This window comes from Pseudomonas sp. W2Jun17, from assembly GCF_023127795.1.
Classification (GTDB): domain Bacteria; phylum Pseudomonadota; class Gammaproteobacteria; order Pseudomonadales; family Pseudomonadaceae; genus Aquipseudomonas; species Aquipseudomonas synxantha_A.
In genome coordinates, this window is the sequence record NZ_SPKO01000033.1 from 362352 (window position 1) to 385321 (window position 22970).

A 22970-nucleotide genomic window follows, 5' to 3' on the forward strand; every position below is an offset into this window, starting at 1 on the left:
GAGAGGCCCCTCCCACATTGTTTCTGCAACAGGTTCGAAGACATGATCAGTCTGCGCCGCCCTGCGGGCTGAGCCATCCGCGAACCCGCCGATACAACTGTTCCTGCTCTGCTGCGCTATTGCCGGGCAACGCCGTGAGCGATACCTGCTTGTAACCGTCATTCTTCGAGCGCTTGGCCGCCTGGATACGCTCCTGCGCGTTTTTGCGTTCCTGGGGTGTGTCTTGATAAAACACATCCGCCGTGGGCACCTTCAAGCTCGGCGCCAGTTGTTGCAGGTCCGGTTGGCGAGCCGCCGGCGTCTTCCCGGCCACCATGATCAGCTTCTGCACCTGGGATGGCTGTTTCTCGCTCAGGTAACGTGCGGCCCACCAGGCACCGGTGCCGTGGCCGAGCAGCACCACACTGCGGGCGCTTTGGGTCTGGGCGAAGGCGACGGCGGCGTCGATGCGGTCGAAGATGCGCTTGGCGTCGGTCTTGTCCTGTTCATCCGCATCCGGCACCACCGCCGGATCAGTACCTTCGGCCTCGGCGCTGGCGGCCTGTTCGACAGGTTTGGCAGCCGTGCTGCCGTCCTTGCTGCTGGTGTCGACCGCAGCTTTTGGCGGTTCGATGACCCGTGGCGGCAAGGTGTCTACATTTACGTCCGGCAGTGACAGGCTCAAGGTGCCCCAGGCCGCATCCGGTAACTTGCGCCGCAAGGGGGCGATTGCTTGCGGCCAGTCGGCGTTCTCCCCGGCGCCCGGTACGATAATCACCACACCTTCGGCCTCTGCGCCGTTGGCGGGTTTCCAAAGGGCCAGGAACGAATCGCTACCGGCTTGCAGCTGTTGTTGTTCCGGTTGCGGAATCTGGCGCTCCAGAGCGCTGGCTTGCGACTGGCTGCGCTCGGGCAGAGGTTGGCGCTCAGCAGGTTTTTCGGCAGCGGGCGCGGGCGCGTCGGCGGCGTGAGCAGGCAGGGCGCTGGCACATAGTAGCGACAGGCACAACGTTGGCAGTGCCGAACGGTGGAGAAAAAGCATCGTTAATTTCCGGCCATAAGTGATGTGAGCAGCCTAATGGGTTGGTCAGTATTTGTCAGTGATGTGGGGCGTGGTTTTCTGCCAGCAGGTTATCGGCGATGACCATTCAACCAGTGAATGGCAGACAACACGCGATGGGCAGCTATTCTTGTGCCAGCCCATCATTCATAAGAGGCCGCGCACATGAGTACTTCCTCATTCAAGATCGCCCATAAACTGCTGACCGGCGCGGGCGCCATCGAGCAATTGGCCGCGGAACTGACCCGGCTGGATGTGGATAACCCGCTGATCGTCACCGATGCGGCCCTGGTCAAGTCTGGCACTGTGGCCCTGGCCCTCGAACAGCTGGGCGATCGTGCTTACGAAATCTTCGATCGCGTACTGCCCGACCCGGAAATCGCCATCGTTGAAGACTGCATGCGTGCGTACCGCGAAGGCGGGCATGACGGCCTCATTGGTGTGGGCGGCGGCAGTGCCATCGATATCGCCAAGAGCGTGGCGGCGTATGCCGGCTACCACGGTGCGCTGGCGGATTTGTTCGGGGTCGACCAGGTGCCGCGCAAGGGCCCGCCGCTGATCGCCATCCCGACCACGGCGGGCACCGGTTCGGAGGTGACCAATGTGGCGATCCTCTCCGACAAGGCCGCACAGCTGAAAAAAGGCATCGTCAGCGACTACCTGCTGCCGGATGTCGCGCTGATCAGCCCACAAATGACTCTGACCTGCCCGCGCAGTGTCACCGCGGCCAGTGGTGTGGACGCCTTGGTGCATGCCATTGAGTCCTATCTGTCACTGAACGCCTCGCCGATCACCGACGCCCTGGCCATCGGCGCCATCAAGCTGATTGCCAACGCGCTGCCCAAGGCTTACGCCAACCCGGCCAACCTGCAGGCCCGTGATGACATGGCGACCGCCAGCCTCATGGCCGGCATGGCATTCGGGAATGCCGGAGTCGGTGCCGTGCATGCGCTGGCTTACCCGTTGGGCGGGCGTTTCAATATTGCCCATGGTGTGAGCAATGCGCTGTTGCTGCCGTACGTCATGCATTGGAACAAGTTGGCCTGCGTCGAACGTATGCAGGATATTGCCCAAGCCATGGGCGTGAATGTGACGGGGCTGAGTGTCAACGAGGCTGCCGACCAGGCCGTGGAGGCAATGACGCGACTATGCGCCGCCGTCGAGATCCCCGCCGGGCTGCGCAGTTTCGGGGTGCCCGAAGACGCCATTGCGGCCATGGCCACGGAAGCTGCGGGTATCGAGCGCCTGATGCGCAATAACCCGCGTCAGCTCAGTGCGGCCGATATCGAGAAAATCTACCGGGCGGCTTACTAACCGTTGAGTTAGGTCACGGTGCGCGCAGCAAAGCATGAGGTATACAATGCGCGCCATCGTGATTTAGCTCAAAAAAGGTGCGTCATGCAGCCCTTCGTCATTGCTCCATCGATTCTCTCCGCCGACTTCGCCCGCCTGGGTGAGGAGGTGGACAAGGTGTTGGCCGCGGGTGCCGACTTCGTGCACTTCGATGTCATGGACAACCACTACGTACCCAACCTGACCATAGGCCCGATGGTCTGCGCAGCGCTGCGCAAATACGGCATCACCGCGCCGATCGACGCCCACCTGATGGTCAGCCCCGTGGACCGCATCATCGGTGACTTCATCGAGGCCGGCGCGACCTACATTACCTTCCACCCGGAGGCCACGCTGCACGTCGACCGCACCCTGCAACTGATCCGCGAAGGCGGCTGCAAGGCGGGCCTGGTGTTCAACCCAGCCACTCCGCTGAACGTACTTGAGTACGTGATGGACAAGGTCGACATGGTGCTGCTGATGAGCGTCAACCCAGGTTTCGGCGGGCAGAAATTCATCCCGGGCACCCTGAACAAGCTGCGTGAAGCGCGAGCGCTGATCGACGCCTCAGGGCGCGATATCCGCCTGGAGATCGACGGCGGCGTCAACGTCAACAATATTCGTGAAATCGCTGCCGCCGGCGCCGATACCTTCGTGGCAGGCTCGGCGATCTTCAACGCACCGGACTACCAGGCCGTCATCGACACGATGCGTGCCGAACTGGCGCTGACGCGTCCATGAGCGGCTTCGAGCAGCTGTTCCCCGGCAAGCTGCCACGGCTGGTGATGTTCGATCTGGACGGTACGCTGATCGACTCGGTGCCTGACCTGGCAGCGGCGGTGGACCAGATGCTGCTCAAACTGGGGCGCAAGCCGGCGGGGATCGAGTCGGTGCGCGAGTGGGTCGGCAACGGCGCGCCGATGCTGGTGCGCCGAGCCCTGGCCAACAATATCGACGCTTCGGGTGTCGATGAGGTGGAAGCCGAGCACGCTCTGGAACTGTTCAATGTCGCGTACGAAAACGGCCACGAACTCACCGTGGTCTACCCCGGCGTGCGTGACACTCTCAAATGGCTGAGCAAGCAGGGCGTGGAAATGGCCTTGATCACCAACAAGCCGGAGCGCTTTGTCGCGCCGCTGTTGGACCAGATGAAAATCGGCCGTTATTTTCGCTGGATCATCGGTGGCGATACCTTGCCGCAGAAGAAGCCTGACCCGGCCGCACTGTTCTTTGTGATGAAAATGGCGAATATCCCGGCGTCCCAGTCATTGTTTGTCGGCGATTCGCGCAGTGATGTACTGGCGGCAAAAGCTGCAGGCGTACAGTGCGTAGCCTTGAGCTACGGCTACAACCACGGGCGCCCGATTGCCGAAGAGTCGCCGGCGCTGGTGATTGATGATCTGCGCCTGCTAATCCCCGGTTGCCTGGGAGCGGGCGCTGAGATAACGTTGCCCGACATTGATCCGTCCCCTTCTGGAAACGCCATCGTGGTGGTCACTCGCAAACTCTGGATGAAAGTCATCAAGGCCCTGGCCCGCTGGCGTTGGCGCGCCTGACTGATTCTCGCCGCGCTGCGGCACGTTTGCCTACCTGACCGTTTGACCCTCAAGCCACGAGGCTCCCCCATGATCCGTGAAGAATTCCTGCGTTTGGCCGCTGCCGGCTATAACCGTATTCCCCTGGCCTGCGAAACCCTGGCCGACTTCGACACGCCGTTGTCGATTTATCTGAAGCTTGCCGATGCGCCCAACTCTTACCTGCTCGAATCGGTACAGGGCGGCGAGAAATGGGGCCGTTACTCGATCATCGGCCTGCCATGCCGCACGGTGCTGCGCGTGCACGACCATCATGTCAGCATCACCCACGATGGCGTAGAGATCGAAAGCCATGACGTTGAAGACCCGCTGGCCTTCGTCGAAGCTTTCAAGGCGCGCTACAACGTACCGACCATTGCCGGCCTGCCGCGTTTCAATGGTGGCCTGGTGGGGTATTTCGGCTATGACTGCGTGCGCTATGTCGAAAAGCGTCTTGGGAAATGTCCGAACCCAGACCCATTGGGTGTGCCGGACATTTTGCTGATGGTCTCCGACGCAGTAGTGGTGTTCGACAACCTTGCCGGCAAGATGCATGCGATTGTCCTTGCCGACCCTGCTCAAGCGGATGCCTTCGAGCAAGGCCAGGCCAGTCTGCAGGCGCTGCTGGAAAAACTCCGCCAGCCGATCACCCCGCGTCGCGGCCTCGACCTGAGTCGCCCACCCGCGGCCGACCCGGTGTTTCGCTCCAGCTTTACGCAGGATGACTACGAGCGCGCAGTCGATACCATCAAGCAATACATCCTCGCCGGTGACTGCATGCAAGTGGTGCCGTCACAACGCATGTCCATCGACTTCAAGGCCGCGCCGATCGACCTGTACCGTGCGCTGCGGTGCTTCAACCCGACGCCGTATATGTACTTCTTCAACTTTGGCGACTTCCACGTGGTGGGCAGCTCGCCGGAAGTGCTGGTGCGTGTCGAAGATAACCTGATCACCGTACGCCCGATTGCCGGCACACGCCCACGTGGCGCAACCGAAGAGGCAGACCTGGCGCTGGAAGAAGACCTGCTCAGCGATGACAAGGAAATCGCCGAGCACCTGATGCTGATCGACCTGGGGCGCAATGACACCGGGCGTGTTTCAGAAATCGGTTCGGTGAAGTTGACCGAGAAGATGGTCATCGAGCGCTACTCCAACGTGATGCACATCGTGTCCAACGTGACTGGCGAACTGAAGGCCGGGCTGACGGCGATGGATGCACTGCGCGCGATTTTGCCGGCGGGCACCTTGTCGGGCGCACCGAAAATCCGTGCGATGGAAATCATCGACGAACTGGAGCCGGTCAAGCGTGGCGTGTATGGCGGTGCCGTCGGTTACTTCGCCTGGAACGGCAATATGGACACTGCGATCGCGATCCGCACCGCGGTGATCAAGGATGGCGAACTGCATGTACAGGCCGGTGGCGGGATTGTGGCGGACTCGGTGCCGGCCCTTGAGTGGGAAGAAACCTTGAACAAGCGCCGGGCGATGTTTCGTGCTGTGGCGCTGGCAGAGCAAACCCCACAAGACTAAAGCTGGAATAAAAAGTGTGGGAGCGGGCTTGCCCGCGATGGCGGTGTATCAGTCGAGATATTCAGTGACTGATCCACCGCCATCGCGGGCAAGCCAGCTCCCACATTTGTTTTGCGTGGTATTTAGAAATCCAGACTCACCCCCACATTGACCCCTTGCTGGGTCAGGTTGTCATCCTTCCTCACGTTATATGCCGCCCGCAACGCCAGCTCCTGAGTCAGTTTGTGGCTGACCCCAAGGCTCAAACGGTCAGAGTTGCTGCGAGGCGTGTAGCCGTCCAGCTTGAAGTCGATCCCCTGAACACTGTTGAGCGAAATGTTCACCTTCTGGGTGTCATTTTCGAACTCATGCTCGTGGGCCACTTCGCCAAATACCTGGGTTTGCGGGGTGATGCGGTAGCTACCTTGCAGGCCGACGCCCAGGCGCCTGGAGTCGCGTTGTTGGTCATCAAAGGTCAGTGCGGTGGAGCGACTGTTTTTCTCCGAGTAGCCATTCACTTCGACGCGTGCGTAATCGGCGCTGACGAAGGGTGACAGGTGCCAATCGCTACCCGGTGCGGCAAGGTCGTAACCCAAGCGAGCGCTCAAGGCCCAGAGCCAACCGTCGGTGTCGCCTTTCTCGGACGCTTCGTTGACGCCCAGGGCGAACTTGCGTTTGAGGCTGTCGAAGTCCAGCTTGCCACCCGTTAACGCGGCGTCGGCCCACCATTGATTGTGCTGATATTGCGCGAATGCCGTGCCCATGTAGCTGTTGAGCTTGTAGTCCGAGTCGCTGGCCCCGGCTTCGAGTGTCTGCCGGTACAGGCCGGCTGCAACGCCCACACGCCAATTGTCATCAAGCCGGTAGCTGCCACCGATATTCAGGTTATAGCCGCTGCCGTCACCACTGGCTGAACTGCTCTGATCATCGAAGTCCAGGCGCTGACCGCCGCCGGCCACGATTGCGCGCCATTGGCCGACGGCTTGCCAGTGGCCGTTGTCTGCTTGCCATTGGTTGCGTAGTTCGTCCTGATGGGCGCGCAACGTGCCTTGGGCCATTTCCGGCAGCAAGGTCAGCTCCCAGGGCGCTGCGAGCAGCGAGTAAGCATAGTCGGCGATCAGCTGTTGCCCGGCTACGGTGGGGTGGACCGAGTCGTTATAGACCAGCTTGGTCGGGTCCGGGTTGGTACCGCCGATGCCATAGACCGGGTTGGCGGTGCAGCTGTTGCCGCTGAAGCAGGTGGCGGTCAGGTTTTGCCCGGTTGCGAGGCCGAAGCGCGCAGGATCGGCGAAGGCTTCGTTCAATAGCAGCGGGATGTTCAGTGGAATAACCTGGGCATCGATTTGCGACAGGCGCTGTACCAGCGATTGGTTGAAAATATTGCTCAGGGCAGAGGTCGCGGCCTGCTGTGGGGTGCCGTTGATGGCGGGCGTCAGCCCCAGGTCGGGCAGCATCCACACCATGATGTAACGCGCACCGGCTTGCTGCAGCACTTGGGCGCTGTCGGCCAGTCTCCCACCTGCGGCGACTGCTTGCGCGGGGCTGAGCACGCGGCCTTGAAGGAAGTCATTGCCACCACCGGAGAGGAAGTAGAGCGCGTTCGGGTCGGCTCGTCCGCCGTTAGCCGGTAGATAGCCCTGGCGACTGCGCAACACTGTGCCACCGCCAGGATTTCCGGGTGGGATCGCGGCGTTGGAGACCGAGGTAATAGAGTCCAGGATGTTATCGGTGCGGTAGCCACCGACCGCCCAGTTGCTTCCATCTGGCAAGCCTTGGGCCGCCCGAACCGGTGAGGTGGAGGCATTCAAGTCGTTGGGGGCCACACCCAGTTTGGTGCCCAACAGGGTTGATGAAACCAGGCCGTACTCACCCTGGAAGTTTGGACCTGTCCGGTTGGTAAAACGTAGTGTCGAGCCATTCGAACCATCGGGGAACTGGCCTGCATCGGCCAGGCTGTCGCCGAAAACCACCATGGCTGAATAAGGTGACGGGGCGGCAAAGGCTTGGGTGCAGGCCAGTGCCAAGAGGCAGCCGGCAAGGGGTGTGAAAAACGCTGGTTTGAGCATGAGAATTCCATTTGGTTGTTTTTATGCAGGAAACGAAACACTAGCAAAACTTCCGGCATTTTCTTTAGAGATATGCGGAATGCGTCTACGCAGGCCCCCGTATTTGCTGCTCCATATTGCACCGCTGGCGAGGCTACGTTACTGTGCCTGAACGTATGAATGAGACCCTCCCCGTGTTGATCATCAGCAAACTCTTGATGCGAGTAGTCAAGGCACACGCCCGTTGGCGTTGGCGCGCCTGACATTTTTCTCTGCCGGCCTGGCCGGACCTGTACCGATCTGCCTTCTTCACCCTGTGTCTGACGCCCCTTGCCGGCCAACCCCGGCAACCGGAACGTGCGTTTGGCAGCGGGTTACCCTTCTGGAAGGCGGTCATTTGAAATCAGTGAATTCAAGAGGTTTGAACCCACATGTTGCTGATGATTGATAACTACGATTCCTTTACCTACAACGTTGTGCAGTACCTGGGCGAGCTGGGCGCGGACGTCAAGGTGGTGCGCAATGATGAACTCACCGTTGCGCAAATCGCCGCCCTGAACCCTGAGCGCATTGTGGTTTCGCCTGGCCCTTGCACGCCGACCGAGGCGGGTATCTCGCTGGAAGCCATCCAGTATTTCGCCGGCAAGCTGCCGATCCTGGGCGTGTGCCTGGGTCACCAGTCCATTGGTCAGGCGTTTGGCGGCGATGTGGTGCGTGCGCGTCAGGTGATGCATGGCAAGACCAGCCCGGTGTTCCATAAGGACCTTGGTGTATTCCAAGGCCTGAACATGCCGGTGACGGTGACCCGTTACCACTCGCTGGTGGTCAAGCGTGACACCTTGCCTGAATGCCTGGAGCTGACCGCCTGGACCCAGTTGGAAGACGGTTCGGTCGACGAGATCATGGGCCTGCGTCACAAGACACTGAACATCGAAGGGGTGCAGTTTCACCCTGAATCAATCCTGACCGAGCAGGGCTACGAGCTGTTCGCCAACTTTCTCAAGCAGAGCGGCGGCACGCGCTAAGGACTTTTCATGGATATCAAGACTGCCCTGAGCCGTATCGTCGGCCATCTGGACCTGAGCACCGCTGAAATGAGCGATGTGATGCGCGAAATCATGACCGGTCAATGCACCGACGCGCAGATCGGCGCCTTTATGATGGCAATGCGCATGAAGAGCGAGAGCATCGACGAAATCGTCGGCGCCGTCTCGGTGATGCGCGAGCTGGCGGACAAGGTTGAGCTCAAGACCCTCGACGGCGTCGTCGATGTGGTCGGCACCGGCGGTGACGGTGCGAATATTTTCAACGTATCGACAGCGTCATCCTTCGTGGTGGCCGCCGCTGGTTGCACCGTTGCCAAGCACGGTAACCGCGCGGTGTCCGGCAAGAGCGGCAGTGCCGACTTGCTGGAAGCGGCCGGCATCTATCTGAACCTCACGCCTGTGCAAGTCGCGCGCTGTATCGACAGCGTTGGCATCGGCTTCATGTTTGCCCAATCTCATCACGGCGCCATGAAACACGCGGCCGGCCCGCGCAAGGACCTTGGCCTGCGTACCCTGTTCAACATGCTTGGCCCGCTTACGAATCCGGCCGGTGTGAAGCATCAGGTGGTGGGAGTGTTCAGCCAGGCGTTGTGCCGGCCGCTGGCCGAAGTCTTGCAACGCTTGGGCAGCAAGCATGTGCTGGTAGTGCATTCCAAAGACGGCCTGGACGAGTTCAGCCTGGCGGCGCCGACCTTTGTTGCAGAGCTGAAAAACGACGAGGTCACCGAATACTGGGTCGAGCCTGAAGACTTGGGCATGAAAAGCCAGAGTTTGCACGGCCTGGCAGTGGAGAGCCCGGCAGCTTCGCTGGAACTGATTCGCGATGCCCTGGGGCGTCGCAAAACCGAAAACGGCCAGAAAGCTGCGGAAATGATCGTTCTGAATGCTGGCGCGGCACTTTACGCAGCCGACCATGCCTATAGTCTTAAGGAAGGTGTCGCGTTGGCCCACGATGCGCTGCACACCGGTCTGGCTCGAGAGAAGCTCGAAGAGCTGGGTGCATTCACTGCCGTATTCAAGATGGAGAATGAGGGATGAGTGTGCCAACCGTTCTGGAAAAGATCCTGGCCCGCAAGGCCGAGGAAGTGGCCGAACGCCGCGCCCGTGTGAGCCTGGCTGAGCTTGAGGCGCAGGCTAAAACCGCTGATGCGCCGCGTGGCTTTGCCAATGCTCTGATCGCCCAGGCCAAGCTCAAGCAACCGGCAGTGATCGCCGAGGTCAAGAAAGCCTCGCCGAGCAAAGGCGTGATCCGCGAAAACTTCGTACCAGCTGAAATCGCCGTCAGCTATGAGAAGGGCGGGGCGACTTGTCTGTCTGTGTTGACCGATATCGACTACTTCCAGGGTTGCGACCTATTCCTGCAACAAGCTCGCGCGGCGTGCAAGTTGCCGGTGATCCGCAAGGATTTCATGGTTGACCCGTACCAGATCGTCGAAGCCCGTGCTCTGGGCGCCGACTGCGTATTGCTGATCGTCTCGGCGCTGGATGACGTGAAGATGGCGGAGTTGGCGGCCGTGGCCAAAAGTGTCGGCCTGGATGTGTTGGTTGAGGTGCATGACGGCGATGAGCTGGAGCGCGCATTGAAAACCCTCGACACCCCGCTGGTGGGGGTCAATAACCGTAACCTGCATACCTTTGAAGTCAGCCTGGAAAATACCCTTGATCTGTTGCCGCGTATTCCTCGCGACCGCCTGGTGATTACCGAGAGTGGCATCGTCAACCGTGCCGATGTGGAACTGATGGAAATCAGCGGCGTTTATTCATTCCTGGTGGGCGAGACATTCATGCGCGCCGAGAACCCGGGAGCAGAACTGCAGCGCCTGTTCTTTCCGGAGCGCGGTACGACGGTCAGTGGTTCGACATTGGATTGATGTGAAATACGCTCGAAACTGTGGGAGCTGGCTTGCCTGCGATAGCGGCGGGTCAGCCAACCTCTGTGTAGCTGACACACCGCTATCGCAGGCAAGCCAGCTCCCATATTGGGTTTTGTGTTTATTCAGATAGGTAAGTGTTCGATGCTCCAGCCCGTGATCATGACTGTCGAAGCAGGCCTTGCCGCCGAGCAAGCCCTATTGGCAGCCGTTTGCGCGCATGAGCAGGAATTCGGGCTGCTGTTCTGGCAGCCCAGCGACCAAGCGCTGGTCATGCCGCGCCGTTTGAGCCGGCTGCCTGCCTTCGCGGCGGCGAGCCAAGTCTCGGCCGGTGCGGGTTGGCCGGTATTGCTGCGTGAAACCGGCGGTGAGCCGGTGCCGCAGTCCGGCGCCACGGTCAATATCGCCCTGGTCTATGCCCCGCCCCGTAGCGAAGGCGACCAAGGGCGCATCGAGACGGGTTATCAGCGCTTGTGCCAACCGATCTGTGATCTATTGATTGAATTGGGCGGCGATGCATCTGTCGGCGAAATTGACGGTGCCTTTTGCGACGGTCGTTACAACGTCAATCTCAATGGTCGCAAAATGGTGGGCACGGCCCAGCGTTGGCGACAAAGCGGTGGCCGCCCGGTCGGGTTGGTGCATGGGGCGATGTTGCTGGAGAATGATCGTGAGGAGTTGATTGCGGCGGTCAACCGCTTCAATCAAGCCTGTGGCTTGGAGCAGCGGGTTCGCGCCGAGAGCCATATCGCGCTGCACGAAGCCTTTCCGGCACCGGATGCGATCACTCGGCTCGATACCTTGTACCGTCAGATGCTGGCCAGCTTCCTGCCGGTTTAACGGGTGCCGAATACCACCATCGTCTTGCCTTTGACGTGTACCAGGTTGCGCTCTTCCAAGTCCTTGAGCACGCGGCCGACCATCTCCCTCGAACAACCGACAATGCGCCCGATCTCCTGGCGGGTGATCTTGATTTGCATGCCGTCGGGATGGGTCATGGCATCGGGTTGCTTGCACAACTCCAACAGGCAACGCGCCACACGACCGGTCACATCGAAGAACGCCAGGTCGCCGACCTTGCGCGTAGTGTCGCGCAGGCGCTGGGCGATCTGGCCGCTCAGGGCGTACAAGATATCCGGATCTTGCTGGGCCAATTCGCGAAATTTCGCATAGCTGATCTCGGCCACTTCGCACTCGACTTTGGTTCGGACCCAGGCGCTACGCTCCTGTTCTTTGCCTGCTTGTTCAAACAACCCCAGCTCTCCGAAGAAATCGCCGGTGTTGAGGTAGGCAATGATCATTTCGCGACCGTCTTCATCTTCGATCAGGATGGTGACTGAGCCCTTGATAATGAAGAACAGGGTTTCCGAGCGCTCGCCGGCGCAGATGATGTTGTGCTTGGCCGGATGACGCCGACGCTGACAATGCATCAACAGCTTGTCGAGGTTCTTGATCTTGGGTGTGGGAGTAAGAGCAACCATGGTTGTATCCCGAAAAGACTGCACGGTGTAAGTGGCGTTGTTTTTATCCAGCTGCATCGGCATTGATGCCGGCTGTAAGAATTATGGCAATGCGCCATTGATTTGGCGCCAGCTTACCAGACACATTCTGCCTCGATTAGCCAATTTAGCGGCAAACGCAGTCATTTATCGATTTTATCCGGGGCGCTGCTGTTTCAAGGGCCTGTGCTAAGCTGGCGACCCTTTTTTAGCAGTGGAGTCTGGGCGATGAAGGCACGCATCCAATGGGCGGGCGAAGCCATGTTCCTCGGTGAGTCGGGCAGTGGCCATGTGGTGGTCATGGACGGTCCGCCGGAAGCCGGTGGCCGTAACCTGGGTGTACGCCCGATGGAAATGTTGCTGCTGGGTGTTGGCGGTTGCAGCAATTTTGATGTGGTCAGCATCTTGAAGAAGTCCCGCCAGGCAGTGGAAAGCTGCGAAGCCTTCCTGGAAGCCGAGCGCGCCACTGAAGACCCCAAGGTATTTACCAGGATCCATATGCATTTCGTGGTCAAGGGCCGGGCGTTGAAGGAAGCCCAGGTCAAGCGTGCCATCGAGCTGTCGGCCGAGAAGTATTGCTCGGCGTCGATCATGCTGGGGGCCGCGGGTGTGGCCATCACTCACGATTATGAAATCATCGAGTTGGGCTGATTGCGGCAATTGGCAAAAAAAAGGGCGCTCCGAGCGCCCTTTTTTGGGTTTAGATCCTGTAGGTGCTTTTGGTCATGACCTTGGCTAAAACGCTCATGCCGAAGCGCACCGGTGCTGGAAAGCGGAAACCGCCTGCGTCCAGCGCGCTATCTGCATGGTGTTCTTCATCGATGCGCATCTGCTCAAGGATGGCGCGGGACTTTTCATCTTCGGCCGGCAGTTGCTCAAGATGTTCATCCAGATGTTTGCACACCTGATGTTCCGTCGCAGCGACAAATCCGAGGCTGACTTTATCGCTGATCAAGCCGGCGGCGGCGCCGATACCAAATGACAAACCGTAAAACAGCGGGTTCAGCACGCTGGGGTGGCTGCCCAATTGGCGGATACGTTGTTCGCACCAGGCCAGGTGGTCGATCTCTTCCTCGGCCGCATGCTCCATCGCTGCACGTACCTGCGGCAATTTGGCGGTCAACGCCTGGCCTTGATACAGCGCCTGGGCACACACTTCGCCGGTGTGGTTGATGCGCATCAGGCCGGCGACATGGCGGGTGTCCGTTTCGCTCATCTGGGCATCGGGCTGTACGATGGCCGGTGACGGGCGGTACGGTTGGCCACTGAATGGCAACAGCGTGCGCATGGCCATATCGGCTTGCAGCAGCAGACGGTCAATCGGCGAGTAGTGACGTTGGGTAGTCATGCTGACCTCCGGGAAGAATCTCGGCGGCCAGTTTACCGCAAGAGAGGACGAAGCGTTTGCGCTGAGTCAATTTGACCCTGGGCACTCAACCCGGCGGCCAGTTCATCTGACGTTGACCCAGCACGTGCATATGGATGTGGTAGACAGTCTGCCCACCGTCTTCATTGCAGTTCATCACCACACGAAAGCCTTTTTCGCAGCCCTGTTCCACGGCCAGGCGCTGGGCGGTGAACAAAATATGGCCGGCCAGGGCTTTGTCTTCCTCGGTCAAGTCATTGAGGGTACGAATCGGCTTTTTCGGAATAACCAGAAAATGCACCGGCGCCTGTGGGGCGATATCGTGGAAGGCGAGGACTTGATCATCTTCATAGATAATCCTGGCGGGTATTTCTCGGTTGATGATCTTGGTGAACAGAGTATCCACAGCTGTTTCTCCAGGGTGAAAGTCTAGGTAAGTGTAATCAGGCGGTTAGCGTGGGCAATAGGCTTTATTGATGGCGCCGGCAATCTTGCGGGTCAGCCAGCGTGGACTGAAACGTGGGCTGAATGCCAGCCAGCGGTTGCGGCGCCCGGGAATGATGATGGCTTTGTTCTTTTCCAGCGCGCGTACGGTGTAGAGCGCGACTTCCTCCGGGCTCATTAGCTGCTGGCTGCGGTCGAGTTTTGCGGTGTCCATCTGCGCAGTGCCGAAGAACGCGGTGCGCGTAGGGCCGGGGCACAGCACTGAAACCTTGATGCCGCAGGTCTTCAGTTCTTCGCGCAAGCCCTCAGAGAAGTGCAATACATAAGCTTTGCTGGCGTAGTAGCTGCTCATCCACGGGCCTGGCTGAAAGGCGGCGATCGAAGCGACATTGAGTATCTGCCCGCCGCCTTGCAGCGCCATGGAGTTGCCGAGGGCATGGCACATACGGGTTAGCGCCAGGATGTTGACTTCGATCAGGTCTTGCTCGGTCATCCAGTCCTGGGCCAAAAATGGCCCGCTGGTGCCGATGCCTGCGCAGTTGACCAGCAGGTCGATCTGCCGCTCGCCTTCTTCGAGTTCCAGCAAAAAACCGGACAAACGCAGCGGCTCGCCCAAGTCGCAGGCACGAAACAACACCTCGACACCGAAGCGTTGGGTCAGTTCGATGGCAATGCTTTCCAACTGATCACGTTGACGGGCCACGAGAATCAGGCTGCGGCCGCGTCGAGCCAGCGCTTCGGCCAAAGCCAGGCCGATGCCGCTGGAGGCGCCGGTGATCAGAGCGTAACGGGTCATGCCTTTCTCCATCGCAACGTCGCCTGCCTGTGACAGTGGCGTCACAGGCAGGCGGGCGTTTCTTCACTGTTGCGTAGAGTCTACAGGTTCGGCTGCGTCGTCAGCACTTTGCTCTGCGGCCTCATCAGTGATGACGCTTTGATCGGCGCCTTCATCGGAGGTCATTGAGCTGCTTTCGTAGCTGCTGTCCATGTTGGCTTCAAGTTGATCCAGGTAGCCGTTCATGCCCAGGGTCAGGCCGATGATGAGCATCAATGGAATAAACGCCAGCCACAGCGAGGCCAGGATTTTCACCGCAGTAGAGTTCGGTGGTGGCGGTGCGCCGTATTGGTTGGCACCCGCGTTCCCCGGCAATACCAGCAACAGGATAGGGAACACGCTATTGACCACTGGAACCAGGTTCAGCAAGTACAGCCAGCCAGACCAGCCCATATCGTGCAAGCGTTGCACACCGATTTGCACGCTCACGACTACCAGAGCAACAAACAGTGCGAAACCCAATAGCGAGCCGAGGATGATGGCTATTGTTGGCGAGGCTGTCGCCACTGCGAAGCCGACGGTACTGATGATGCCTGCGGCTACCAGCAACGCGACGGTCAGCGCCAGTGTCCAGGCCAGATAACGCAGGCGCCCGATGCGCCCGTGGATGGTGAAGACCTTGAGTGTGGCGAACTCCGGCAAGTCATCGCCAACCGCTGCGCGTGGCGGGGCATAAGGCGAAGCTTCGGAGCGGGAAAAGTCGGAGCCAGGGGAGCTCGTCTCGTGGGTTTCAGCAAGGCTGAACGCCACGGGCTGTTCGGCTTCGATGCGTGCGTCGACCCCGGCGTTTTTCAATGCCGTCAGGTAGGTTTCGGCATCGGGGCGGGAAAGATCGCGTTTGAGCGCGACCGGGCGGCCGGTAAAGAGTTTTTCGATCGCCTCGACATCGCTCTTGAACAGCTCGGCGAGGTTCAGCTTGGCGGTGGTGCTTTCGACACCCGGAAGCAAGGCTCCGTCAAACACAATCTTGAAACGGTTGTCGCTCATGCGGGCATCCTTGTCACTTAATCAGGGAGGGTGTGCAGGCCCGTCCAATCGGCGGGCCGTGCAGTAGGTCAGCGTGGCCAGCGCAGTTGCGCGGCATGCTCGCGTGCTTTGCGGTATTCGGCATCCAGGCGGGCGACGAGTTCATCGACGCTGGGTAAATCATCGATTTCACCGACGCCCTGGCCCGCGGACCATACAGTTTTCCACGCTTTGGCCTCATCACTCAATGGTTTGAGCTTGGAACCGAAATTGACTTCACCTTTGCCTTGCAGCGCGGCGAGGTCGAAACCGGCATTTTCCAGGCTCTGGCGCATAAAGCTCGCAGGTACGCCGGAAACTGCCGGAGTGTGCACGATGTCGGCGGCGCGCGATGTGAGCAGCATCTCTTTATAGGCATCTGGCGCGTGGCTTTCGGTAGTACCGATAAAGCGCGTGCCGAAATACGCCAAGTCGGCGCCCAGCAACTGGGCGGCGAGAATTTCGTGCCCGTGGTTGAGGCAACCGGCCAGCAGCAGGGTTTTATCAAAGAACTGGCGAATCTCGGCGATCAGAGCGAAGGGGCTCCAGGTGCCAGCGTGGCCACCGGCACCCGCGGCTACGGCAATCAGGCCATCGACGCCCGCCTCAGCGGCTTTCTCGGCATGTCGCCGGGTGGTGACGTCATGAAACACCAGGCCGCCGTAGCTGTGGACGGCATCGACCAGTTCCTTTACCGCGCCGAGGCTGGTGATGACGATGGGTACCTTGTGCTCTACGCAGATTGCCAGGTCTGCTTCCAACCGTGGGTTGCTGTTGTGCACGATCAGGTTCACAGCATAGGGAGCAGGGTTGTCCAACTGGGCCAAGCCCGCTTCGATTTCTTCCAGCCAGGCCCTGAAACCACTGCTTTCACGCTGGTTGAGCGCCGGGAAGCTGCCAACCACGCCATTACGACAGCAGGCCAGGACCAGTTGCGGATTGGAAATCAGAAACATCGGCGCCACCACGACGGGTAGGCGCAGATGTTGTTCCAGTAAAGCGGGCAGCGACATTGGAAGTTCCCCCGAGTAATTGAAACTAGAACGGTTTGACCACGACCAAAATTACGATAGCCAGCAATATCAGAACCGGTACTTCATTGAACCAGCGATAAAAGACATGGCTGCGGGTGTTTTCGCCACGGGCGAAGCGTTTTACCTGCGCTCCACACATATGGTGGTAGCCGATCAGCAGAACGACCAGGGTCAGTTTGGCGTGCATCCACGCGCCTGACTGGAAAATGCCGGGGTTGAGCGTCAGCATCCAGATACCGAAGACCAGTGTGGCAATCATCGCCGGTCCCATGATGCCGCGGTACAGTTTGCGCTCCATAACGCTGAAGCGCTCCTTGCTGACGCTGTCTTCGCTTTGGGCGTGGTAGACGAACAGGCGCGGCAGGTAGAACAGCCCGGCAAACCAGCAGACGATGCTGACGATGTGGAAGGCTTTGACCCATAGATAGAGCATTTTGGTTATTCCCAGGTTCACGGTAGCGAAGATAGTAGTGGCTCATGCGCCCGTACGTCACGTTGACGGTTGTCGCAGGACGATACGGCCCCTATTATCGACGGCTTTCCAGTGGGTTCGTTGAGGGCAGGTTTATGGTCAAGGTCGGTATCGTCGGCGGCACGGGTTACACCGGTGTCGAATTGCTGCGTCTGTTGGCTCAGCATCCGCAAGCTGAGGTGGTGGTCATCACTTCCCGATCCGAAGCTGGGCTGGCCGTGGCCGATATGTACCCGAACCTGCGAGGCCACTATGACGGCCTGGTGTTCAGCGTGCCGGACATCAAGACCCTGGGCGCGTGCGACGTGGTGTTTTTCGCCACGCCTCATGGTGTCGCCCATGCACTGGCCGGTGAGTTGCTGGCGGCCGGCACCAAGGTTATCGACTTGTCGGCCGACTTCCGCTTGCAGGACGCCGATGAGTGGGCCAAGTGGTACGGTCAGCCTCATGGAGCGCCGCAGTTGTTGGAGGAGGCGGTGTACGGCTTGCCGGAAGTCAATCGTGAGCAGATCAAGCAAGCACGCCTGATTGCGGTACCAGGTTGCTATCCGACGGCGACACAGTTGGGGTTCCTGCCATTGCTGGAAGCTGGCTTGGCGGATGCGTCGCGCCTGATCGCCGACTGCAAATCGGGCGTCAGCGGCGCTGGTCGTGGTGCGGCGGTGGGGTCTTTGTACTCCGAAACGTCGGAAAGCATGAAAGCCTATGCGGTAAAAGGCCATCGCCACTTGCCTGAAATCCGCCAGGGGTTGCGTCGCGCCGCGGGCAAGGATGTGGGGCTGACCTTTGTGCCGCACCTGACGCCAATGATCCGTGGGATTCACTCCACGCTTTATGCAACCGTCACTGATCGCTCGGTCGACTTGCAGGCGCTGTTTGAAAAGCGTTATGCCAATGAGCCGTTCGTCGACGTGATGCCGGCGGGCAGCCACCCGGAGACTCGTAGTGTGCGTGGTGCCAATGTGTGCCGTATCGCCGTGCATCGTCCGCAGGATGGCGACCTGGTTGTGGTGCTGTCGGTGATCGACAACCTGGTCAAAGGCGCGTCGGGCCAGGCGGTGCAGAACATGAACATCCTGTTCGGTCTGGATGAGAAGTTGGGCCTGGCCCACGCGGGGATGTTGCCTTAACGCAGTCTGGTGGTTACGCAAAAGGCCCGGTGATCGGGCCTTTCGTGTTTTTATGGCGGCTGCACAGATTGATATACCGTAACAATAGTTGACCGCTTTTCTAGGAGAAGCGGATAATGCCGGTCATTACGCATATGGCGGCGCTACGCCGGGAGATTATCAGCATGAGCGTTGAATCCTTCACCCCCACGGCTTTGCAATTCACCCACGGTGCTGCGCACAAGGTGAAGAGCCTGGTCGATGAAGAGGGTAATGATCGCTTGAAGCTGCGCGTATTTGTTACGGGCGGCGGTTGTTCAGGGTTTCAGTACGGTTTTACCTTCGATGAAGATGTGGCCGATGACGACACCATCGTCGAGCGCGAGGGCGTCAGCCTGGTCGTGGATCCGATGAGCTTCCAATACCTGGCTGGTGCCGAGGTGGATTATCAGGAAGGTCTGGAAGGTTCGCGTTTCGTGATCAAGAACCCTAATGCCACCACTACCTGTGGCTGCGGATCTTCGTTCTCGATCTGATCGGTAGCGGATACAGAAACGCCGCTTGGCTTTTATGGGTCAAGCGGCGTTTTGCTGTCTGAAGCCAGTTTAGGCCGGGTAGATGGCGCCGAGCACCCGTAACCCACGGGCGCCGGTTACGCTAGGGCGGTTGGCGGCGATGCCTTCCAGGCAGCAGTGCGCCAGCCAGGCGAAGGCCATGGCTTCGACCCAGTCCGGGTCTACCCCGTAAGTGGCTGTGCTACTGACGTGAGTAGAAGGCAATAGCGCGGTCAGCCGATTCATCAGCATCGTGTTGTGCGCGCCGCCGCCGCAGATGAGTAACGTCTCAGTGCTCGTCTGTGCGCTTTGCAGAGATTCGACGATGGTGAGGGCCGTCAGCTCCAGCAGAGTGGCCTGCACGTCTTCGGGCTCAAAGACGGGCAACGGGCTCAGGTGCTGTTGCAGCCAGGCCAGATTGAACACTTCGCGACCTGTGCTTTTGGGGCCTTTGGTCAAGAAGAACGGGTCGCTGAGCAATGCGTTGAGTAGTTGAGGCTGAACCTTGCCGCTGGCGGCCCATTGCCCGTCGCGGTCGAAGTGTTCACCGCGCTGGTGGTGAATCCACGCATCCAGAAGAACATTCCCGGGACCGCAGTCGAAACCCGCTACAGGCTTGTTCGCCTCGATGAGGCTGAGGTTGCTGAACCCGCCGATATTCAACACTGCGCGATTGCCAGTGTGCTCGCCAAACAGAGCTTCATGAAACGCTGGAACCAGAGGGGCTCCCTGGCCTCCGGCGGCAACATCACGGCTGCGGAAGTCGCTGACTACGCTGATCCCTGTCAGCTCGGTGAGCAGGGCAGGGTTGCCGATCTGCACGGTAAAGCTTCGAGCGGGTTCATGGCGGATCGTTTGCCCATGGCTGCCAATTGCGCGGATGTCCTGAGGCTTGAAGCGGTTTTGCTCCAGCAAGGCCCGGATGCCTTGCGCGGCGAGTGTTACCCACTGTTGCTGGGCGATTGCCGAGCGGGCGATTTCATCCGGGCCGCTGGCGCACAGGCTCAGAAGTTCAGCCCGCAAGGTGTCTGGCATCGGGATGTAGTGCGTGGCGATCAGCTTGATCGCCGCACCTTGCTCGATAAGGGCGATATCCAGTCCATCAAGGCTGGTTCCGGACATCACACCGATATAGAGCGGCATACCTTAACGCTTCGCCGAAGCCAGCAAGGTGGAGCGCTCTTGATCCATCCGTGCCATCAACGGCTGGCTCTGTTGCATGAAGCGTGCGCGTTCGGCCTTGGCGATCGGATCGGCCATTGGCAGTTTTTGACCCAGGGGGTCGACGTGTACGCCGTTGACCTGGAACTCATAATGCAAGTGCGGTCCGGTGGACAGGCCGGTGGTGCCGATGTAGCCGATCACTTGACCTTGCTTCACGTTGCCGCCGGTTTTGACGCCCTTGGCGAACCCTTGCATGTGGCCGTATAGCGTACGGTAAGTGTTGCCGTGCTGGATGATCACCGTATTGCCGTAACCACCCCGGCGCCCCGCCAGCAGTACCTTGCCGTCGCCCGCCGCCTTGATGGGCGTGCCACGCGGAGCGGCATAGTCCACACCCTTGTGTGCGCGAATTTTGTTCAGAATTGGATGCTTGCGGCCCATGGAGAAACGCGAGCTAATACGGGCGAAGTCCACGGGCGTACGGATGAAGGCCTTGCGCATGCTATTGCCGTCGGCCGTGTAATAGCTGCTATTGCCTTGTTTGTTTGTGTAGCGAACGGCTGTGTAGGTTTTGCCGCGGTTGGTGAAGCGCGCAGAAAGAATATTGCCAGTGCCCACCACTTTGCCGTTGGCCACTTTCTGTTCGTAGATCACATCGAATTCGTCGCCCTGGCGGATGTCCTGAGCGAAGTCGATGTCATAGCCAAATACGCTGGCCATGTCCATGGTCATGCTGTGGGACAAGCCGGCTCGGGCAGCCGATTGTGACAAGGAGCTGTTGATCACCCCGTGTACGTAGGCGGAACGCATAACCGGCTTGGTGGTGATGCGGTTGAAGGCGAAGCCTTTGGCACCTTTGCTCAGGCTGATGCTTTCCAGGTCGCTGAGGCTGGTGTGCAGGTTGTTCAACTGGCCGTCTGGCGTCAGTTCAAATTCAAGCTTCTGGCCGCGTTTGAGCTGGGTGAATTGCTTGGCTTGCTTATCGCTGGCCAGCACTTCATTCACAGCGGTGGCAGGCAGCCCAACCTTTTCGAACAGGGTGGATAGCGTGTCGCCTTTGCCCACGATGACTTCGCGATGCTGGGGATTCTTTGCGGCAGCTGCCGCAGGTGCTTCCTGGGCGGCTTGCTGGGTGTCTTCGGGAGCGCTTTCGATCTGTGCGAAAGGTGATTCAGTTGCAGTGTTTGTGGCTTGTTGGGCGTCGGAAGCGTCTTGATCTTGTGTCAGTTGTTCAACTGGGCTTTCCAGATCAAGGCTCAGGGATGTTCGTTTGGCTTCTACGTCACTGGAAGGGAATACCAGCAGTGCCAGGCTGAGAAGGGCGGCGATACCACTTGCGGCGAGCAGGTGGGTCTTCGGGTAAAGCGGCGGCGCTTTAGACGGTTCAGTGGTCATAGGTAATTTGACTTTGAAGATGAAATGGAAAAGATGAATGACATGATGAAGATGAAATAACTGTATAAAATATAACCAAATCATCTGTGGCGCAAGCTCGCGAATGCTGGGCTCGCTGAACGGTGTCCGTGCGCAGGGCAAAACTTGTAATTAGTCCCTGATCTTGTATGGTTGGTTCCCTTTTGAATCTGAGCCTTGCGGGTCTGTTATGAAGTCGGTTGAAGAGCAGCTAGCGCTGATAAAACGTGGTGCGGAAGAACTGTTGGTTGAAGCTGAGCTGATCGAAAAGCTTAAGCGTGGCCAGCCCCTGCGTATCAAGGCTGGCTTTGATCCGACTGCGCCGGATCTGCACCTGGGTCATACCGTGCTTATTAATAAGCTGCGTCAGTTCCAGGAGCTGGGCCATCAAGTCATCTTTCTTATCGGTGACTTCACGGGAATGATCGGTGATCCCAGCGGCAAGAGTGCTACGCGCCCGCCGCTGACTCGTGAGCAGGTTCTCGATAATGCCGAGACCTACAAGACCCAAGTGTTCAAGATCCTTGATCCGGCCAAGACCGAGGTGGCATTCAACTCCACCTGGATGGACAAGATGGGGTCGGCAGACTTTATTCGCCTGACCTCCCAGTACACCGTGGCACGTATGCTCGAGCGCGATGACTTCGACAAGCGCTACTCCACCAATCAGCCGATCGCGATTCATGAGTTCCTCTACCCATTGGTCCAGGGGTATGACTCGGTGGCGCTGCGTGCGGATGTTGAGTTGGGCGGTACCGATCAGAAGTTCAACCTGCTGATGGGGCGTGAGTTGCAGCGCGCATACGGTCAGGAGGCTCAGTGCATTCTGACTATGCCGTTGCTGGAAGGGTTGGATGGCGTCAAGAAGATGTCCAAGTCCCTGGGTAACTATGTCGGTATCCAGGAGGCGCCGGGCGTAATGTACGGCAAGCTGGTTTCCATTCCTGATGCGTTGATGTGGCGTTACTTCGAGCTGTTGAGCTTCCGCTCGATGGACGAAATCAATGCGTTGCGTGCGGACGTAGAGGCAGGCGCCAATCCGCGTGATGTGAAGATCAAGCTGGCTGAGGAGATTGTCGCGCGCTTCCATGGCGAAGAGGCTGCTGCCAGTGCGCATCGTGCAGCTGGTAACCGTATGAAGGATGGTGAGCTGCCGGACGATCTGCCGGAGATTGAACTGACCGCTGCCGAGGCTATGCCGATTGCGGCTGTCCTTAATAAGGCGGGCTTGGTGAAGAACTCGGCGGTCGCTCGTGATCTCTTGGGGTCGGGTGGTGTACGTATAGATGGTGAAGTGGTTGATCGCACATTTATGTATGAGCTGGGCGCCACTCACGTTTGTCAGGCAGGCAAGAAGGCGTTTGCGCGAATTACGCTCAAATCCGAATAAGTCTGAAATTAGATGTTGACGGCGAATTATATCTGTCTATAATTCGCCCCACTTCCGGCGCAGTCGAAACGGAAAACTCCTTGGTAAACAATGAGTTGCGTAGTTTTCGGCAGCAGGTTGCTTCAGTTCATCGAAGCCAAAAGGAAGTTGAAAAAGAGGTGTTGACAGCAGCGTGTAACGCTGTAGAATTCGCCTCCCGCTGACGAGAGATCGGAAGCGCAAGTGGTTGAAGTTGTTGAAGAAATCTTCGAAAGCTTCTGAAAATA

The 22970-nt window shown here is 59.1% G+C and carries 24 protein-coding genes; 12 read left to right on the forward strand and 12 right to left on the reverse strand.

All coding sequences use genetic code 11. The features are described 5' to 3' along the window. Positions 1-46: 46 nt before the first annotated feature. Positions 47-1021 (reverse strand): alpha/beta hydrolase family protein, encoded by a 975-nt coding sequence (locus E4O98_RS21705; RefSeq protein ID WP_032879192.1) that lies wholly within the window; start codon positions 1019-1021, stop codon positions 47-49. Between the two features lie 183 nt (positions 1022-1204). On the opposite strand from E4O98_RS21705, the gene E4O98_RS21710 reads away from it, so the two are divergent. The 4 genes from E4O98_RS21710 to trpE all read left to right on the forward strand — a co-directional run bounded on the left by E4O98_RS21710 (position 1205) and on the right by trpE (position 5478). After that, positions 1205-2353 carry an iron-containing alcohol dehydrogenase gene (locus E4O98_RS21710; RefSeq protein WP_103735234.1) on the forward strand — a complete coding sequence of 383 codons (1149 nt, stop codon included), beginning with the start codon at positions 1205-1207 and terminating at the stop codon, positions 2351-2353. Positions 2354-2437: 84 nt separating this feature from the next. Beyond that, entirely contained in the window at positions 2438-3112 is a 675-nt protein-coding gene (gene rpe, locus E4O98_RS21715) for a ribulose-phosphate 3-epimerase (RefSeq protein WP_005792031.1), read from the forward strand. Beyond that, the gene (locus E4O98_RS21720; protein WP_005792030.1) at positions 3109-3927 is read left to right on the forward strand and encodes a phosphoglycolate phosphatase; all 819 of its coding nucleotides are present in this window, start codon (positions 3109-3111) and stop codon (positions 3925-3927) included. Before rpe ends, E4O98_RS21720 begins: the two co-directional genes overlap by 4 nt. Before the next feature lie 69 nt (positions 3928-3996). Further along, complete coding sequence (trpE, locus tag E4O98_RS21725) at positions 3997-5478, forward strand: anthranilate synthase component I (RefSeq protein WP_005792028.1); 1482 nt, start codon at positions 3997-3999, stop codon at positions 5476-5478. A gap of 122 nt (positions 5479-5600) precedes the next feature. Here the strand turns inward: trpE and estP are convergent, their stop codons facing one another. After that, complete coding sequence (estP, locus tag E4O98_RS21730) at positions 5601-7523, reverse strand: esterase EstP (RefSeq protein ID WP_032879196.1); 1923 nt, start codon at positions 7521-7523, stop codon at positions 5601-5603. Positions 7524-7933: 410 nt separating this feature from the next. Here estP and E4O98_RS21735 point away from each other — a divergent pair, with 410 nt between their 5' ends. From E4O98_RS21735 to E4O98_RS21750, 4 genes are all read left to right on the forward strand, one after another. Further along, entirely contained in the window at positions 7934-8527 is a 594-nt protein-coding gene (locus tag E4O98_RS21735; protein ID WP_032879198.1) for an aminodeoxychorismate/anthranilate synthase component II, read from the forward strand. Positions 8528-8536: 9 nt separating this feature from the next. Next, positions 8537-9586 (forward strand): anthranilate phosphoribosyltransferase, encoded by a 1050-nt coding sequence (gene trpD, locus E4O98_RS21740; protein WP_003194694.1) that lies wholly within the window; start codon positions 8537-8539, stop codon positions 9584-9586. Beyond that, positions 9583-10419, forward strand: coding sequence for an indole-3-glycerol phosphate synthase TrpC (gene trpC, locus E4O98_RS21745; RefSeq protein ID WP_248136217.1), 837 nt, complete (start codon positions 9583-9585; stop codon positions 10417-10419). The genes trpD and trpC overlap by 4 nt, the downstream gene beginning before the upstream one ends. 144 nt (positions 10420-10563) lie before the next feature. Continuing rightward, on the forward strand, positions 10564-11259 hold the full coding sequence (locus tag E4O98_RS21750) for a lipoate--protein ligase family protein (protein WP_248136219.1): 696 nt from the start codon (positions 10564-10566) through the stop codon (positions 11257-11259). On the opposite strand, the gene crp is transcribed toward E4O98_RS21750, so the two are convergent. Next, a complete protein-coding gene (gene crp / locus E4O98_RS21755; protein WP_103735280.1) occupies positions 11256-11900 on the reverse strand; it encodes a cAMP-activated global transcriptional regulator CRP in 645 nt (214 codons plus the stop codon). The genes E4O98_RS21750 and crp overlap by 4 nt on opposite strands. Before the next feature lie 246 nt (positions 11901-12146). Between crp and E4O98_RS21760 the strand changes: the two genes are divergently transcribed. Beyond that, positions 12147-12569: an OsmC family protein gene (locus tag E4O98_RS21760; RefSeq protein WP_003210947.1), complete on the forward strand. Its 423-nt coding sequence runs from the start codon at positions 12147-12149 to the stop codon at positions 12567-12569. Between the two features lie 49 nt (positions 12570-12618). On the opposite strand, the gene coq7 is transcribed toward E4O98_RS21760, so the two are convergent. From coq7 to hemJ, 6 genes are all read right to left on the reverse strand, one after another. Further along, entirely contained in the window at positions 12619-13266 is a 648-nt protein-coding gene (gene coq7, locus E4O98_RS21765) for a 2-polyprenyl-3-methyl-6-methoxy-1,4-benzoquinone monooxygenase (RefSeq protein WP_005792017.1), read from the reverse strand. Positions 13267-13351: 85 nt separating this feature from the next. Then, positions 13352-13690: a histidine triad nucleotide-binding protein gene (locus E4O98_RS21770; RefSeq protein ID WP_032879203.1), complete on the reverse strand. Its 339-nt coding sequence runs from the start codon at positions 13688-13690 to the stop codon at positions 13352-13354. A gap of 45 nt (positions 13691-13735) precedes the next feature. Beyond that, complete coding sequence (locus E4O98_RS21775; RefSeq protein WP_032879204.1) at positions 13736-14524, reverse strand: SDR family oxidoreductase; 789 nt, start codon at positions 14522-14524, stop codon at positions 13736-13738. A gap of 63 nt (positions 14525-14587) precedes the next feature. Further along, positions 14588-15550, reverse strand: a complete 963-nt coding sequence (locus E4O98_RS21780; protein ID WP_032879205.1) for a DUF805 domain-containing protein — start codon at positions 15548-15550, stop codon at positions 14588-14590. Between the two features lie 68 nt (positions 15551-15618). Beyond that, a complete protein-coding gene (locus E4O98_RS21785) occupies positions 15619-16581 on the reverse strand; it encodes a nitronate monooxygenase family protein (RefSeq protein ID WP_005792009.1) in 963 nt (320 codons plus the stop codon). A gap of 25 nt (positions 16582-16606) precedes the next feature. Continuing rightward, positions 16607-17035, reverse strand: a complete 429-nt coding sequence (gene hemJ / locus E4O98_RS21790) for a protoporphyrinogen oxidase HemJ (protein WP_032879206.1) — start codon at positions 17033-17035, stop codon at positions 16607-16609. Between the two features lie 134 nt (positions 17036-17169). Here hemJ and argC point away from each other — a divergent pair, with 134 nt between their 5' ends. Then, positions 17170-18204 (forward strand): N-acetyl-gamma-glutamyl-phosphate reductase, encoded by a 1035-nt coding sequence (gene argC, locus E4O98_RS21795; protein WP_032879208.1) that lies wholly within the window; start codon positions 17170-17172, stop codon positions 18202-18204. Between the two features lie 164 nt (positions 18205-18368). After that, on the forward strand, positions 18369-18719 hold the full coding sequence (gene erpA / locus E4O98_RS21800) for an iron-sulfur cluster insertion protein ErpA (RefSeq protein ID WP_003176443.1): 351 nt from the start codon (positions 18369-18371) through the stop codon (positions 18717-18719). Between the two features lie 69 nt (positions 18720-18788). Here the strand turns inward: erpA and E4O98_RS21805 are convergent, their stop codons facing one another. Beyond that, a complete protein-coding gene (locus E4O98_RS21805; RefSeq protein ID WP_032879209.1) occupies positions 18789-19880 on the reverse strand; it encodes an anhydro-N-acetylmuramic acid kinase in 1092 nt (363 codons plus the stop codon). Between the two features lie 3 nt (positions 19881-19883). Continuing rightward, a complete protein-coding gene (locus E4O98_RS21810) occupies positions 19884-21296 on the reverse strand; it encodes a peptidoglycan DD-metalloendopeptidase family protein (RefSeq protein ID WP_005792000.1) in 1413 nt (470 codons plus the stop codon). A gap of 208 nt (positions 21297-21504) precedes the next feature. On the opposite strand from E4O98_RS21810, the gene tyrS reads away from it, so the two are divergent. Further along, the gene (gene tyrS, locus E4O98_RS21815; protein WP_248136221.1) at positions 21505-22704 is read left to right on the forward strand and encodes a tyrosine--tRNA ligase; all 1200 of its coding nucleotides are present in this window, start codon (positions 21505-21507) and stop codon (positions 22702-22704) included. A 36-nt stretch (positions 22705-22740) separates the two neighbouring features. Here the strand turns inward: tyrS and E4O98_RS21820 are convergent. Beyond that, a partial coding sequence (locus E4O98_RS21820; protein WP_248136223.1) for a hypothetical protein occupies positions 22741-22970 on the reverse strand: 230 nt, incomplete at its 5' end.